Here is a 14,295-nt window from a genome sequence, read left to right as displayed (position 1 = left end):
TCGCGGGCCAGGGGCGTCGCCTACCGACGTACGGCGACAGTTTGGTGACATCGGGCACGGAGTGAGCCTTCGGTGCGGCAGGGTCCGCACGTGAACGTGGGCGAAATGGTGATGGGTCTGGGGAAACAGATCGGGAAGACGTACGCGGTCTTCCTGATCGGCATCGCGGTAGCGGTCGCCGCCGCGGCACAGATCCGCTTCGCCAGCCTCGGGCCGGAGTGGATGCCGGACGAGGCGCGAAGGGCCTATGTCGAGGGCCTGGTGGTCACGGGCACGACGTGTCTCTGGATCGCGGTCACCATGATCGCCGGCGCCATCGCGCGAGTCGCTCTCCCGGCCTTGCTGACCCTTGGCGTGACGTTCGTGATCCTCGCGTACCAACACGGGACGCTGGACCTGCAGTTCGCACGGATGCTCTTCGACTCGCCGGGGTTTGGGCCGTTCCTGGGAGACGTCGGCAAGGTCGTGATCGGACCGGTTCTGCTGGCGCCGGCGATCGGGTCGCTCGGCGGACGTGACCTGTGGCGGCTGCTGGGCCGGATCCTGGGACAGGTCCCGCGCCGGGTCCGGATCGCCGTCGTTCAGGTGGGGGTTCTTGCGAATGATGGGCTGGGCGGGATATGAAATCGCGAAGTATCGGGTCCAGAGGGCCGGCGACGTCTGGGAGGTGTACCTCAGCCCCGATAGCAACCCCGGCTTCAGGCGATCCGCTCATTCCGCAGTCGACGATGGAACCTCCCCCGCTGAGATCGCCATGGAGCTGGAACCCGGAGCCCCCGACGAGCTCGCCCGGGCCAACTGTTGGGCGTGCCCTGGGTAGTTCGGGTAGTCGGGGATCAATCGGTCGGTTACTCGCAGGTAGACCGACCGTTTGATCCCCGACTATCGGCTGCCCGGGGAATTGAGTACGTGTGCTCATGCGCGGATTCACGCCGGTCAGCACGCTCTGTGCATGAGCAGATCAGACCCCACCTGGTATGGCGCCATCCTCCTTTCGTACGCAGCCTGGATCGTCGCGGTGGCTCTGGCCGTGGCTGCGTGGCCGATGTGGCGATGGGTGTTGAACCTCGAGGGCTGGGGCGACCCGTTCGACAGGTTTGGGTGGGTGATCGTCGCCTTTGTGACGGTCGTGGCTGGCGGCGGTCTCGTGCTGACGAGGTTGTTCGGGCTGCCAGGGCTGAGCGGATTGGTGACGCTGGGATGCCTTGCGCTCTCGTACCCGGCAGCTGCCATCGACCCGACCCTCACCGTGATTCTTCTGGCCTTCGCACCCGGGGCCGGTGCCGCTGTCGCCGGGACGCCTGAGGGACAAGATCCGGACAGCTGATGGATTCGGGCGGTTGGGCCTTCAGGCGGGGACGGGGTCCTTGGCCAGTAGGACCGGGAGGCGGTCGAGGCTGTAGACGACCGAGAGGTCGCGCCAGCCGAGGTCGCCGGGGTCGTCGGTGGCCATGGCCAGGTCGGGGAAGCGGCGGGCGAGGCCGGTGAGGGCGGCGCGGAGCTCCATGCGGGCCAGCTCGGCGCCGACGCAGCGGTGCATGCCGTGGCCGAAGGCGAAGTGCATGGTGTCGGCGTTGCGGAGGTCGAACTGCTCCGGCTTCGGCATGACCGCGGGGTCGCGGTTGGCGCCCGTGAGGCTGACCAGGACGACGGCGCCCTTCTTGACCGGCACGCCGAAGAGGTCGTGGTCCTCGCGGGCGAACCGCGGGAAGGCGAGCTGCACCGGGCACAGGTAGCGGAGCAGCTCCTCGACGACCTTGTCGACCTCGGCCCTGTCGCCGGAGCGGAGGATCTCGTACGCCTCGGGGTTCTGCATCAGGACATAGGCGCCCATGGAGAGCATCGAGGCGGAGGTCTCGTAGCCGCCGAGGAAGACGCCGTCGGCGAGGCCGCCGAGCTCGACGTCGTCGTACTCCGCGCCCTTGTTGCGGATGATCTCGCCGATCATGCCGTCGCCGGGGTTGGCGCGCTGTTGGCGGACCTGCTCGATGAGGAACGTCCTGGTCTCGGTCGCGGCGCCGAAGGATCCGGCGCCACCCTCCGACAGGTCGAAACGGGCCATGCCGAGCTTGTGGAACTCCTCGCGTACGTCCTCGGGCATGCCGAGCAGCTCGCAGATCACCCGGAACGGGATCTCGAAGCCGAAGTGCTGGACCAGGTCGACCTCGGGGCCGTGGGACTCCATGTCGTCGAGGGCGTCGGTGACGATCCGGTCGATCATGTCGGTGAGACGACCGAGGCGGCGCATGGTGAACTCCGGGGTCAGCAGGCCGCGGAGCTTGGTGTGGTCGGGCGGGTCGGTCATGCCGAGGCCACCGATGCCCTCGGCGTCGGTGCGCTTGCGGGTGCCGAGCAGGTGGCGCATGTCGTTGGAGTAGGCGTTCTTGTCGGCCAGGACGTGCTTGGACTCGGCGTGCCCGGTGACCAGGACGATGTCGAGGCCGAGCACCGAGCCGAGCTTGGTGACCGGCGCCTGCTCGCGGCTCTCGGCGAGCAGCGGCACCGGGTCGACGCCGTCACGGCGCAGCGGGAAGGTCAGGTGCTCGGGGATCTTGCGCAGCGTGGTGATGTCGGGAATCGGCGACTCCTTGTCCCGCATCGCGAACTGCAGGGCAAGCTTGCGGACGCGTTCCGTCAGCGGTCGCGTCATCGCCCGTAGAAAGGAGGGCACCTGGGCAGCAATCGGCATGCGGCCCAGTCTGGACCATCGTCAATCGCCGGTCATCAGGAATACCCCTGGTTTGAGGGTGTGTCTTGGCTCACCTCTCGGGGGCGCCCCGAATCACCCGTGGAGCACGGTCCTGAACAGCGCACACGTCTCCTCGATCGCGAGCTGTGCGGCCTGCGAGTGCTGGCCCATGGCGAAGAAGCCGTGGATGAGTCCGTCGCAGTGGTGGTAGGTCGTGGGGACCCCTGAGCTCTCCAGCGCCTTGGCGTACGCGATGCCCTCATCGCGCAGCGGGTCGAACTCCGCGGTCACCACGACCGCCGGTGCCAGACCCTCCAGGTTGCCCTTGATCGGGCTCAGCCGCGGGTCGGCGCGATCGGCGTCGCCCACGTAGTTGTCGGAGAACCACTTCATCGTCGGCAGCTCGAGGAAGTAGCCGTGGCCGTTCTCCGCGTAGGACGGGTAGCCGCTGGTCATGTCGGTCGCCGGGTAGATCAGCAGCTGGCCGGCGAGCTCTCGCCCCTCGGCGCGGAAGACCTGGGCGACCACGGCCGACAGGTTGCCGCCCGCGCTGTCGCCGGCGACCGCGACCCGGCCGTCACCGCCGAGCGTCGCGGCGTTGTCACTGACCCAGCGAGCGGCGGCCAGCGCGTCGTCGTAGGCGGCGGGGAAGGGGTGCTCGGGGGCGAGCCGGTAGTCGACCGCGACTACCACGGCGTCGCAGATGGTGGAGAGGTTGCGGGCCTGGTCCTCATGGGTGTCGAGGTCGCCGACCACCCAGCCGCCGCCGTGGAACATCACGATCGTGGGCAGCGGGCCCTGCGTGGTGGGGCGGTAGATGCGTACGTCCAGGTCGCCGGCCGGGCCTGGGATCACCGCGCTCTCCACCGATCCGACTGGTGGAAGTGGGATGCCCTCGCCCAACGCACGGTAGAGCGCTCGTGCCGTCGGCGGGTCGAAGGACTCCAGGGGCTGGCCCTTCGCGAAGAGGGTGAGCAGGTCAGCGATCTGGCTGTCGAGCGGAGGCATGGCGACAGTCATATCGCTAATAGCCAAAATGTGTCGAGCGTCACGTTCTACTGATGGGACCGCTTTACATAGAACGTCTGCCGGACGGCTCTACCGACACGGCGGGAATAACCATTCGACACGGGTGCCAGACTGGACGGTTGTGGGACATGTGGACGTTGCTGGAGTGAGATTCCAGCTGCCTGACGGACGAGTGCTGCTCGAGGACGTCTCCTTCCGGGTGGGTGAGGGCGCGAAGGTGGCGCTGGTCGGCGCCAACGGCGCCGGGAAGACGACGCTGCTGCGGATCGTCACCGGTGAGCTGACCCCGACGGCGGGCTCCGTCGTGCGCTCGGGCGGCCTCGGGGTGATGCGGCAGATGGTCGGCAAGGGCTCCTCGACCGTCGGTGAGCTGCTGCTCTCGGTGGCGCCCGCGCGGGTGCGCGAGGCGGCCGCGGCCGTGGACGCGTGCGAGCTGGAGCTGATGTCGTCGGACGACGAGCGGCTGCAGATGCGCTACGCGACCGCGCTGGCCGAGTACGCCGACGCTGGCGGCTACGACATCGAGGTCGTCTGGGACGTGTGCACCATGGCCGGGCTCGGGGTGCCGTACGACCGCGCCCGCTACCGCTCCCTGGACACCCTCTCCGGCGGCGAGCAGAAGCGGCTGGTGCTCGAATTCCTGCTGCGCGGCCCCGACGAGGTGCTGTTGCTCGACGAGCCGGACAACTTCCTCGACGTGCCCGGCAAGATCTGGCTGGAGCAGCGTATCCGGGAGTCTCCGAAGACGATCCTCTACGTCAGTCACGACCGTGAGCTGCTGGACAACACCGCGACCAGGGTGGTCACGGTCGAGCTCGGCGCGTCCGGCGCCGGCAACAGCACGTGGACGCATCCTGGTGGGTTCGCCTCCTACCACGAGGCCCGCAAGGACCGGTTCCTGCGGTTCGAGGAGCTGCGCCGTCGCTGGGACGAGGAGCACGCCAAGATCAAGGCGCTGGTCCTGCGGCTGAAGGTCAAGTCGGAGTACAACGACGGGATGTCCAGTCAGTACAGGGCGGCCCAGACACGGCTGCGGAAGTTCGAGGAGGCCGGGCCGCCCGTCGAGCAGCCACGTGAGCAGGCGGTGCAGATGCGGCTGCGCGGCGGGCGCACCGGCAAGCGGGCGGTGGTCTGCGAGGCGCTCGAGCTCACCGGACTGATGCGCCCGTTCGACCTGGAGGTCTGGTACGGCGAGCGGGTTGCTGTGCTCGGCTCCAACGGCTCAGGTAAGTCCCACTTCCTACGGCTGCTCGCTCGCGGTGGCACCGACCCGGACGTGGAGCACCGCCCGGTCGAGGACACCCCCATCGAGCCGGTCCGCCACCGTGGGAAGGCCAAGCTCGGCGCCCGCGTGCGGCCGGGCTGGTTCGTGCAGACCCATGCGCATCCGGAGCTGGTGGGGCGTACGCTGCTCGACATCCTGCACCGCGGTGAGGGCTCGCCCGACGGGCGAGGGCGCGCGGGTATGGGGCGCGAGGCCGCCTCACGGGTGCTCGACCGCTACGAGCTCGCGCACGCCGCGGAGCAGACCTTCGAGTCGCTCTCGGGCGGACAGCAGGCGCGCTTCCAGATCCTGCTGCTCGAGCTGAGCGGCGCCACCCTGCTGCTGCTCGACGAGCCGACCGACAACCTCGACGTCCAATCCGCCGAGGCGCTCGAAGCAGGGCTGGAGTCGTTCGAGGGCACCGTCGTCGCGGTCACCCACGACCGCTGGTTCGCCCGTGGCTTCGACCGTTACCTGGTCTACGGCGCCAACGGTGATGTCTATGAGTCCCCGGAGCCGGTCTGGGACGAGACGAGAGTGGAGAGGTCCCGATGAGTGAGCTGGTGATCGAGCGCGTCGACCCGTTCGAGGACGACGTCTTCGACGCGTGGTACGACGTGATGACCGCGTCGTGGCTCGACGTACGCGGCCCCGACGCGGACCTGTGGGCGCGTGAGGAGCAGCGCGTCGAGCTGCAGCAGCAGACCGAGAAGACCGACCGGAGGGCGTACGTCGGCCGTGTCGGTGGTGAGGCGGTCGCCGCCGCCTGGATGGCGATGCCGCTGCTCGACAACCTCCACCGGGCGACCCTCGTGGTCGCCGTGCTGCCGGCCCACCGGCGACGGGGCCATGGCACCGGTCTGCTCGACCATGTCGAGGCGGAGGCGCGCGCCCAGGGGCGTACGTCGTTCACGGGTGAGGTCTGGTGGTCCTGGGCGCTCGGGTCCGGCGGTGAGGGATCGCCGGGACGGGAGTTCGGAATCGCGCGGGGCTATGCGCCCGCCCTGGTGGAGGTACGCCGCCTGCTCCGGCTCCCGGTGGCGGACGACGTCCTCGACCGGCTGGCGGCGGAGGCTGCGGCGAAGCACGGGGACTACACGCTGCGCTCCTGGGTCGGCCGGGTGCCCGACGACATCGTGGAGAGCTGGGCGGTGCTCGACGCCAGCCTGGAGACCGAGGCGCCGACCGGCGACCTGGACATCGAGGCGCTCGAGCCCGACGTGGCGAAGGTGCGCGAGACCGAGGAGCTGGTCGCGGCCCAGAAGCGCACTCTCTACCACTCGGTGGCGCTGGACGCCGACGGCCGGGTGGTGGCGTACACGGTGATCGGCTACTCGAGCCTGGACGGCAACAGCTATCAGTGGGGCACCCTGGTCGAAGGGGCCCACCGAGGCCACCGGCTCGGCCTGGCGGTCAAGGTCGCCAACCTCAGACTGCTCCAGTCCGAGCGGCCCGAGGTGCCGACCCTGACGACCTACAACGCCGAGGTCAATGCCCACATGATCCAGGTCAACGAGGCCATGGGCTTCGAGCCGGTCGAGTGGCTGTGCAGCATCCAGAAACAGGTCTCCTGAGCACGAGAGCGCCTCATCCCGGTCAGAGACGGGGATGAGGCGCTCGCCGTGATGGCACCCCGCGACGCTGGTTCCCTGCGGGCCCCAGCGTCTCGCGGGGAGATCAGGACGCGTCGGAGTCCAGGGTGACCTTCGCGGTCTGCTCCTCGCCGTTGCGTGACCAGCTGACCTCGACCTCGTCGTCGGGGCGGTAGGAGCGGACGGTCGCCACGAGGGAGTCGGATCCGGTGATGACGTGGTCGTCGACCTTGGTGATGATGTCGCCCTTCTCGAGGCCCGCCTTCTGGGCGGTGCTGCCCTCGCCGACCTCCTGAACCTGGGCCCCGGTGACCGAGGTCTGACCGTTCTGGGCCTGCGGGGCGTCCGAGACCGAGATGCCGAACTGCGCGTGGGTGGCCTGCTCGCCCTTCTCGAGCTGCTCGACGATCGGGCGGATCTCGTCGATCGGGATGGCGAACCCGATGCCGATCGAGCCGGCGTCCTCGCCGTTCGCCCCTGTGCTGGAGCGGATCGACGCATTGATGCCGACGAGGTTGCCGTTGAGGTCGACGAGCGCGCCACCGGAGTTGCCCGGGTTGATCGCCGCGTCGGTCTGCACCGCGGGGTAGACGGTCGCCGCACCGCTCTGGTCGACGCCGACGTTGACCGGGCGGCCGAGCGCGCTGACGATGCCGGTGGTCACGGTGGAGTCGAGCCCGAACGGGGAGCCGATCGCCACGACGCTCTGGCCGACGGTCAGGTTGGAGGACTTGCCGATCGTGATCGGCGTCAGGCCGGAGACGCCGCTCGCCTTGATCACGGCGGTGTCGGTGAGCGGGTCGGTCCCGAGGACCTCGGCGGAGGCCGACGTACCGTCGTTGAAGTCGACCGTCACCGTGCCACCGTTGGCCGCGAGCTCGACCACGTGGTTGTTGGTCAGGATCGTGCCGTCGGAGGAGATGACGACCCCGGAGCCCGAGCCGGAGCCCTGCTGCGATGTGACCTCGATCTTCACGACGGAGGGGAGCACCTTGGCCGAGACCTTCTCGATGCTGCCCTCGGGGGCCTTCGCGTCGACGACCTGCGAGGTGGCCGGGGTGTTCGCCCCGCCGCCGATGCCGTCACCGTTGAGGGCGCCGTAGACGGCCGCGCCACCGACGCCGGCGGCACCACCGGCGACCAGGGCACCGGCGAGGACCGCGGCGACGAGCCCGGTGCGGCCCGCGGCGCGCTTCTTGATGGGAGAGCCGGGGGCGGCGGGCACGGCCGGCATGACGGAGGTCTGGGCGGGCGGGGGCGCGAACGGACCGGCGGGAGGCTGGGTGGGGCCGGCCGGAGCCGGGGGAGTCCACTGCGGCGGGGTCCCACTCGGCTGCGGAGGAGGGATTTCGGTCATGTCTTCGAGTGTGGCCAGCGTCCCTGTGAACCGGCTGAGACGCGGCTATGCGGTCTCGAAGAGAAGACTCAGGACCCTATTCGGCCTCGATCCGCAGGGTCACCTGCTTGAGCAGAGCCGCCAGTTCCGTACGCCGCTCCGGGGTCAGCGTCTCCAGAAGTCTGGTCTCGGCCTCGCCGCGCAGGTCCATCGCCCGCCGCCAGATCTCGATGCCGGCCTTCGTCGCCTCGACGCTGATCTTGCGACGGTCCTCGACCGATGCCGTACGCCGCACCCACCCGGCCTTCTCCATGCTGTCGAGCCGGCCCGTCATCCCGGCCGGGCTGATGTCGAGGTCCTTCGCGAGAGCCGTGGGCGAGGCGTGGCCGGGGGTGTCACGGATCATCAGCATGTGGAGTGTCTTGTATTCGAAGTCGGCCAGTCCGACCTCGCCGGCTGCCGCGGCGCGGGCGTCGTTGAAGAACTTCGCGATGAACCCGATCCGCACCGTGATCGCCTCGATCTCGTCGTCGAAGTCGATGTCGAGCCAGTGGTCGCGCCAGCGAGCCACGTGCCGATCGGCCCGGTCCTCAGGGAGGTCGTCATCGAGCGTCTCAGAGGGTCGCAACTCGGACATGATCTGATCCTACCCTTCGCCGGCTGATAATTCGTTGACGAATAGTTCGCCAGCGAAGTACCTTCGGGGTATGACCGCCACGACCGAGCCACCGACGATGCCCCCGGCCAAGCGTCGTTCGCCGCTGCAGCATCGCAACTTCCGCCGGCTCGTCACCGGGACGGCGTCCTCGTCGCTGGGCAACGCGATCACTCCGGTGGCGCTGGCGTTCGCGGTGCTCGACCTCGGCGGGACCGTCACCCAGCTGGGCATCGTGGAGGCGATCTTCGCGACCTGCCAGGTGGTGACCACGCTGGCCGGGGGAGTGCTCGGCGACCGGGTCTCGCGCAAGCTGATGATGGAAGGCACGGCGGCGATCAGCGCCGTCGTGATCGGCGCACTGGCGGCGACGGTGATCCTCGGGTGGGCGACGATCCCCTCGATCGCGGTGATGGGTGGTCTCGCGGGCATCATCGCGGCGCTCAACCAGCCCTCGGCGATGGCGATGACCAAGGTGGTCGTGCCCGCGGAGGATCTCGGTGCCGCCGTCTCGCTCCGGTCGCTGCTCCAGACCACCGCCTCGACCGTCGGCTACGCCCTCGGCGGTGTGCTCGTCGCCGCGGTGGGATCAGGCTGGGCGATCATGGTCGACGCGCTCACCTTCGCCATCGCCGCCGTCGCCTACGCCGGGATGCGGGTGCCCCATGAGCGCCCGCCCCACAAGGCGTCGATGCTCGGCGACCTCGCCGAGGGCTTCCGCGAGGTGATGCGCCACTCGTGGCTCTGGTTCCTCATCCTGCAGGCGCTGCTCTACCACCTGTTCTGGTCGGGGGCGCACAGCGTGCTCGGCCCGATCGTGGTCGGCGAGGGCATCGGCCGGGCTTCGTGGGGCTTCGCGCTCGCCGCCCTGATGGCCGGCTTCATCGTCGGCGGCCTGTTCTGCCTGAGGTTCCGCCCGCGCCGGCTGCTCTCCGTCGGTGTGTTCTTCCTCGCGATGACCGGCCTCTTCCCGATCTCGATGGCCGTCTCCGACACGCTCTGGCCGATCCTCCTGGGCGCGTTCCTGCACGGGTTCGGGCTGCAGGTCTTCGACATCTTCTGGCAGATCGCGATCCAGCAGGAGATCCCCGAGGAGAAGCTCTCCCGGGTCTACTCCTTCGATATCGTGGGCTCGTTCGTCGCCCGCCCCCTCGGGCTCGCGCTCGTCGGCCCGGTCGCGGTCGCGGTGGGCTTCGACACCTGGCTGTTCGTGGTCGCCGCGGTGATCTCCGGCAGCGCCCTGATGTCGATCTCCTTCGCGGGCGTACGCCGTCTGGAGCGCGCGCCCGAGCAGGCCCTCTAGAGCGGGAGGCCGAGCGCGACCAGGTCCTTGCGGAGCTGCTCGGCCCCGGTGAACTGGATCGCGTGCATGCCCAGCGCTGCGGCGGCGGCCACGTTGGCGATGCTGTCGTCGATGAACGCCAGCCGGTCCAACGGCATCCCGGCGCGCTCGGCGACCAGCTGGTAGATCGCCGGGTCGGGCTTGGCCAGGCGCACCTCGCCGGAGACGACGACGTCGCCGAGCAGGTCGATCACGTCGTACGTCGCCGGCGCATGCGGATAGAGCTCGGCCGACCAGTTGGTCAGCCCGAGCTGGGCAAACCCGACCGCGGCGAGCTCGCGGACCATCTCATGGGTGCCGGGGACCGGCCCCAGCAAGGAGAGCGGGAAGTTGTCGACGTACGCCGCTCCGGCGCTGAGCCACTCGGGCGCCGCATCCTCGAGCACCGTGAGGGCCTGGGCCCAGGTGCGGCCGGCGTCCTGGACGTGGTTCCACGACCTGAAGTCGAAGGACTCCATGAACCTGCGGGCATCGGCGTCCCCGACTCCGGCCGCGATCGCCGGGAGCGGGTCCCAGCGGATCAGGACGTTCCCGAAGTCCCAGACGACCCCGTCCACCACGGGGGTGGACGGGGTCTGCGTGTCGGGGACCGTCACGCCCAGCGAACGTCGCGCGGGACGAAGGTGAGTCCGCGCTCGCCGGTGTAGATCTGCTTCGGACGAGCGATCTTCTGCTCCTTGTCCTGGACGAGCTCCAGCCACTGGGAGAGCCAGCCCGGCGTACGCCCGATGGCGAACAGCACGGTGAACATCTCCGGCGGGAACTCCAGGGCCTCGTAGATCAGGCCGGAGTAGAAGTCGACGTTGGGGTAGAGCTTGCGCTTGACGAAGTATTCGTCCTCGAGCGCGATCTTCTCCAGCTCCATCGCGATGTTGAGCAGCGGGTTGGTGCCCGTGACCTCGAAGACGTTGAGCGCCTGCTGCTTGATGATCGTCGCGCGCGGGTCGTAGTTCTTGTAGACCCGGTGGCCGAATCCCATCAGCCGCTCGTTGCCGGCCTTGACGCCCTCGATGAAGGCGGGGATGTTCTCCACCTTGCCGATGCGGCGCAGCATCCGGAGCACGGCCTCGTTGGCGCCGCCGTGGAGCGGGCCGAAGAGGGCGCCGACGCCGGCGGCCACCGAGGAGTAGGGGTCGACCTGGGTCGAGCCCACGCTGCGGACGGCGTTGGCCGAGGCGTTCTGCTCGTGGTCGGCGTGCAGGATGAAGAGCGTGTCGAGCGCCTTCTCGATGCGGTCGTCCGAGGCGTACTTGCTCTCGCTCATCTTGAAGAGCATCGAGAGGAAGTTGCCGGTGTAGGACAGGTCGTTGTCCGGGTAGACGTACGGCTTGCCCTGCGCGTGCCGGAACGCCCATGCGCCCAGCGTCGGCATCTTGGCGATCAGCCGGATGATCTGCAGGCGGCGGTTGTCGGGGTCGGAGATGTTCGCGGCGTCCGGGTAGAACGTCGACATCGCACCGACCGACGCCATGAGCATGCCCATCGGGTGGGCGTCATAGCGGAAGCCCTGCATGAACTCCTTGATGTTCTCGTGCACGAACGTGTGGAAGGTGATCTCGTGCACCCACGCGTCGTACTCCTCCTTGGTCGGCAGCGCGCCGTGGACCAAGAGGTAGGAGACCTCCAGGAAGCTCGACTTCTCGGCGAGCTGCTCGATGGGATAGCCCCGATACTCGAGCACGCCCTTGTCACCGTCGATGAAGGTGACGGAAGATCGGCAAGAAGCGGTGTTGACGAAGCCGGGGTCATAGACCGCCAGGCCAGGACCTTCTTCGTCGGTGGCCGGGTCAGCGGCCTTGATCTTCCCCAGGTCGGCGGCGCGGATGGTGCCGTCGGTGATCGGGATGTCGTACTCCACCCCGGTGCGGTTGTCACGCACTGTTAGAGATTCGGTCACGATCAGCAACGGTAACCCTCTTGAAATCCCCTACGTAACTCGGCGTCCCACCCATTGGCCGATTTCGAGTCAGAGTCGGAACCTGTCACGCGCCGGTTTGGTGTCGCCGGACGGCTCGTCGTCGCCGAACCGGGTCAGCGCATCGCGCAGCCGATGAAGGTCGAGAGCGGTCTGCACAGACCGCTCGTTGAGGGTGTCGTCCTCTCCTCGGAGCGCACGCAGCGCATCCTGGACCTCGGTCTCGCTCGGCTCCCCGGTCATGGGGACATAATCTAGGTGCCCGGACCAAGGCTCGCCTAGTGCGGATCGTCCACGACCTGCTGGTCGGTGCCGTGGGCCACACGCCACAGCAGCAGCGTGACCGCCGCGCGCTGCCGTCCCCGCCCCTTGGTGGGCGAGTAGCCGAGCTGACCACTCAGCCACGTCAGCCGCTCCTGCAACGTCGAATGGTGCACGTGGAGCATCGCGGCCGACTGCCGCAGGCTCGGCTGGTCCAGCACCGCGTAGAGGGTGTCCACGACCCACGGATGACCGGCGAGCAGCCCGTGCAGACGTCGTACGTCACCCACGCCCGCGGCCTCGTCGGCGCTGATCCGCTCGGCGATGACGGCAAGTGCGCCGAGGTCGTCGTAGCGGACCACCGCGGGCGCGAGACCGCCGACGTCGGCGGCCAGCCGGAGGGCCGTCCGCGCCTGCTCCAGCGCGGTCGGCAGCTGGAGCGGATCGGGGGCTACGGCGGCCCCCGCGCTGATGCCGTCCGGGATGGTGGGCGTGCCAGGAAGCAGGGCGACCACCAGGGCGCCGACCGTGCTGATCAGCGTCGCCCGCAGGTGGACCGAGGTGCTCAGTACGACCGTGACGGGGCCGGTCAGGCCGAGCCGTGCGACCGCGTCACGCCGGTCGGAATCGGTCGCGTCGGGGTCGCACGCGATCCTGACCAGCCCGCTGGTCGAGGGGTCGGACGAGCCGGTGCTGAGCGCCTGCAGGGCGCGGGCGGCGCGCTCGAGGATGAGCGCGTCGAGCGGGCCGGCGTCCCCGGTGCGCTCCAGCCAGAGCCAGGAGCCGGGCTGGCCGGGGATCGGTGCGTGATGCCAGCTGCCCTCGGTCTCGCCGGTCAGTGTGCGGCCGTCGGGCGCGAACCGCTTGACGAGGCCGCGGGCGGCGTCGTGGAGCCCTGCGGGGGAGCCGGCCAGCGCCGCCGCGGCGCGTACGACCGCGGCGGTCGAGGCCCGTTCGTCCGCGAGCCGGTCGAAGTGGTCGATGACGCGCAGCGCACTGGCCGTGTCGTCGTCGACCACCTCGAGCTTGCCGATCAGATCTCGCACCTGAACCTCCCTGGCCTACTCTCGCCCACGGAAGGCGAGCAAGCCAGCGGATCAGGCCTCGAGTGCCCTGCGGACGAACTCGTCACGGGTTGCGATCGAGGCACGGGAGACCGCGGCGTGCCCGGCCATCATGTCGAACCCGTGGAACCCGCCGCCCCACATGTGGAGATCGACGCTGACGCCGGCCTCCGAGAGTCGGCGCGCATAGGTGAGCGTCTCGTCGCGGAAGGTCTCCGTCGAGCCGGTGTCGATGTAGGTGCGGGGGAGGCCGGCGAGATCCTCGGCGCGCGCGGGCGCTGCGTACGGGGAGACGTCGGGGCCACCCCGGCGTTCGCCGAGCAGTGCCGTCCAGCCGAACAGGTTGGCCTCGCGGTCCCAGACTCCCTCGTCGTCGAGCATCCTGCTGCTGTGAGTCTCGAAGCGGTCGTCGAGCATCGGGCAGATGAGGATCTGGTGGCTCAGCTTCGGGAAGGACCGGTCGCGGGCGAGCAGCGCCGTGCCCGCGGCGAGGCCGCCGCCGGCACTGGCTCCCGCGATCATGAGGCGCTCGGGGTCGATGCCGAGCTCAGCGGCGTTCTTCGCGGTCCAGACCAGGCCGGCGTAGCAGTCCTCCACGGGCGCGGGGTCGGGATGCTCCGGGGCGAGGCGGTACTCCACCGACACGACCACGGCGGTGCCGTCTGCGACGTTCGGGAGGAAGGCCTCCACGCCGAACACCCGATTTCCGATCACCATGCCGCCGCCGTGGATGTGGTAGATCACCGGGCGCGGCGGCCCGTCGACGGTCGGGCTCAGGATCAGCAGCGTGATGTCGGGGGCGCCCTCCGGGCCGGGAACCTGCCGCTCCTCGACCCTGACCGCGCCGCCGACGGTCAGATCCGCCGGCTCCATGCCGGGGAACCCGTCGGCGCTCTGCTGCCGTATCAGCGGGAGGATCTCCGCCGAGAAGGGCGGGATGCCCTGGCGTACCGCCTCGAGGACCGGCACGAGCTCGGGATCGAACGGCGGCCGGATGGGGGTGTCGGGGTAGATCTCGCTGGTGGTCGTCTCGGTCATGGCCACTCCTTCGTCGGGGGTGCCCCCAGCCTCCCTCGTGACCGTTGACGACGGAACCCGGCCTGTGGCGGGAATCACATCCGCTGCCCCCGCCATCCGGCGGGCCGGGT

At 69.4% G+C, this 14,295-nt stretch carries 14 protein-coding genes; 5 read left to right on the top strand and 9 right to left on the bottom strand.

Annotated features, from left to right (window positions below; all coding sequences use genetic code 11):
- Nucleotides 1–90: 90 nt before the first annotated feature.
- Both ABTW65_RS12980 and ABTW65_RS12975 read left to right on the top strand, forming a co-directional pair.
- Entirely contained in the window at nt 91–624 is a 534-nt protein-coding gene (locus ABTW65_RS12980; RefSeq protein WP_350660613.1) for a hypothetical protein, read from the top strand.
- A gap of 328 nt (nt 625–952) precedes the next feature.
- Nucleotides 953–1,327, top strand: coding sequence for a hypothetical protein (locus ABTW65_RS12975; protein WP_350660611.1), 375 nt, complete (start codon nt 953–955; stop codon nt 1,325–1,327).
- Between the two features lie 21 nt (nt 1,328–1,348).
- Here the strand turns inward: ABTW65_RS12975 and ABTW65_RS12970 are convergent, their stop codons facing one another.
- Together ABTW65_RS12970 and lipP1 are read right to left on the bottom strand one after the other, a co-directional pair.
- Complete coding sequence (locus ABTW65_RS12970; RefSeq protein ID WP_350660609.1) at nt 1,349–2,689, bottom strand: cytochrome P450; 1,341 nt, start codon at nt 2,687–2,689, stop codon at nt 1,349–1,351.
- A gap of 93 nt (nt 2,690–2,782) precedes the next feature.
- Nucleotides 2,783–3,697, bottom strand: a complete 915-nt coding sequence (gene lipP1 / locus ABTW65_RS12965; RefSeq protein ID WP_350660608.1) for a LipP1 family hormone-sensitive lipase — start codon at nt 3,695–3,697, stop codon at nt 2,783–2,785.
- 142 nt (nt 3,698–3,839) lie between these two features.
- Between lipP1 and ABTW65_RS12960 the strand changes: the two genes are divergently transcribed.
- A complete protein-coding gene (locus tag ABTW65_RS12960) occupies nt 3,840–5,537 on the top strand; it encodes an ABC-F family ATP-binding cassette domain-containing protein (protein WP_350660605.1) in 1,698 nt (565 codons plus the stop codon).
- Nucleotides 5,534–6,556, top strand: coding sequence for a GNAT family N-acetyltransferase (locus tag ABTW65_RS12955; RefSeq protein ID WP_350660603.1), 1,023 nt, complete (start codon nt 5,534–5,536; stop codon nt 6,554–6,556). The genes ABTW65_RS12960 and ABTW65_RS12955 overlap by 4 nt, the downstream gene beginning before the upstream one ends.
- Nucleotides 6,557–6,659: 103 nt before the next feature.
- On the opposite strand, the gene ABTW65_RS12950 is transcribed toward ABTW65_RS12955, so the two are convergent.
- Together ABTW65_RS12950 and ABTW65_RS12945 are read right to left on the bottom strand one after the other, a co-directional pair.
- A complete protein-coding gene (locus ABTW65_RS12950; RefSeq protein ID WP_350660601.1) occupies nt 6,660–7,931 on the bottom strand; it encodes a S1C family serine protease in 1,272 nt (423 codons plus the stop codon).
- Nucleotides 7,932–8,007: 76 nt separating this feature from the next.
- Nucleotides 8,008–8,547: a MarR family winged helix-turn-helix transcriptional regulator gene (locus ABTW65_RS12945; RefSeq protein ID WP_350660599.1), complete on the bottom strand. Its 540-nt coding sequence runs from the start codon at nt 8,545–8,547 to the stop codon at nt 8,008–8,010.
- A 70-nt stretch (nt 8,548–8,617) separates the two neighbouring features.
- Here ABTW65_RS12945 and ABTW65_RS12940 point away from each other — a divergent pair, with 70 nt between their 5' ends.
- Complete coding sequence (locus ABTW65_RS12940) at nt 8,618–9,868, top strand: MFS transporter (protein WP_350660597.1); 1,251 nt, start codon at nt 8,618–8,620, stop codon at nt 9,866–9,868.
- Here the strand turns inward: ABTW65_RS12940 and ABTW65_RS12935 are convergent.
- The 5 genes from ABTW65_RS12935 to ABTW65_RS12915 all read right to left on the bottom strand — a co-directional run bounded on the left by ABTW65_RS12935 (nt 9,865) and on the right by ABTW65_RS12915 (nt 14,185).
- Nucleotides 9,865–10,503 (bottom strand): HAD family hydrolase, encoded by a 639-nt coding sequence (locus ABTW65_RS12935; RefSeq protein WP_350660595.1) that lies wholly within the window; start codon nt 10,501–10,503, stop codon nt 9,865–9,867. The genes ABTW65_RS12940 and ABTW65_RS12935 overlap by 4 nt on opposite strands.
- Entirely contained in the window at nt 10,500–11,804 is a 1,305-nt protein-coding gene (locus ABTW65_RS12930; protein ID WP_141806185.1) for a citrate synthase, read from the bottom strand. Before ABTW65_RS12930 ends, ABTW65_RS12935 begins: the two co-directional genes overlap by 4 nt.
- 69 nt (nt 11,805–11,873) lie before the next feature.
- On the bottom strand, nt 11,874–12,065 hold the full coding sequence (locus ABTW65_RS12925) for a hypothetical protein (protein ID WP_091052443.1): 192 nt from the start codon (nt 12,063–12,065) through the stop codon (nt 11,874–11,876).
- 35 nt (nt 12,066–12,100) lie between these two features.
- Nucleotides 12,101–13,129: a helix-turn-helix domain-containing protein gene (locus tag ABTW65_RS12920; protein WP_350660592.1), complete on the bottom strand. Its 1,029-nt coding sequence runs from the start codon at nt 13,127–13,129 to the stop codon at nt 12,101–12,103.
- Between the two features lie 51 nt (nt 13,130–13,180).
- A complete protein-coding gene (locus ABTW65_RS12915) occupies nt 13,181–14,185 on the bottom strand; it encodes an alpha/beta hydrolase (protein WP_350660590.1) in 1,005 nt (334 codons plus the stop codon).
- Nucleotides 14,186–14,295: the final 110 nt, after the last annotated feature.

Source organism: Nocardioides sp. NPDC127503 (assembly GCF_040302165.1).
Classification (GTDB): Bacteria; Actinomycetota; Actinomycetes; order Propionibacteriales; family Nocardioidaceae; genus Nocardioides.
Note: the sequence above shows the minus strand (reverse complement) of the source record. Positions and strands in the feature narration are given on the sequence as shown.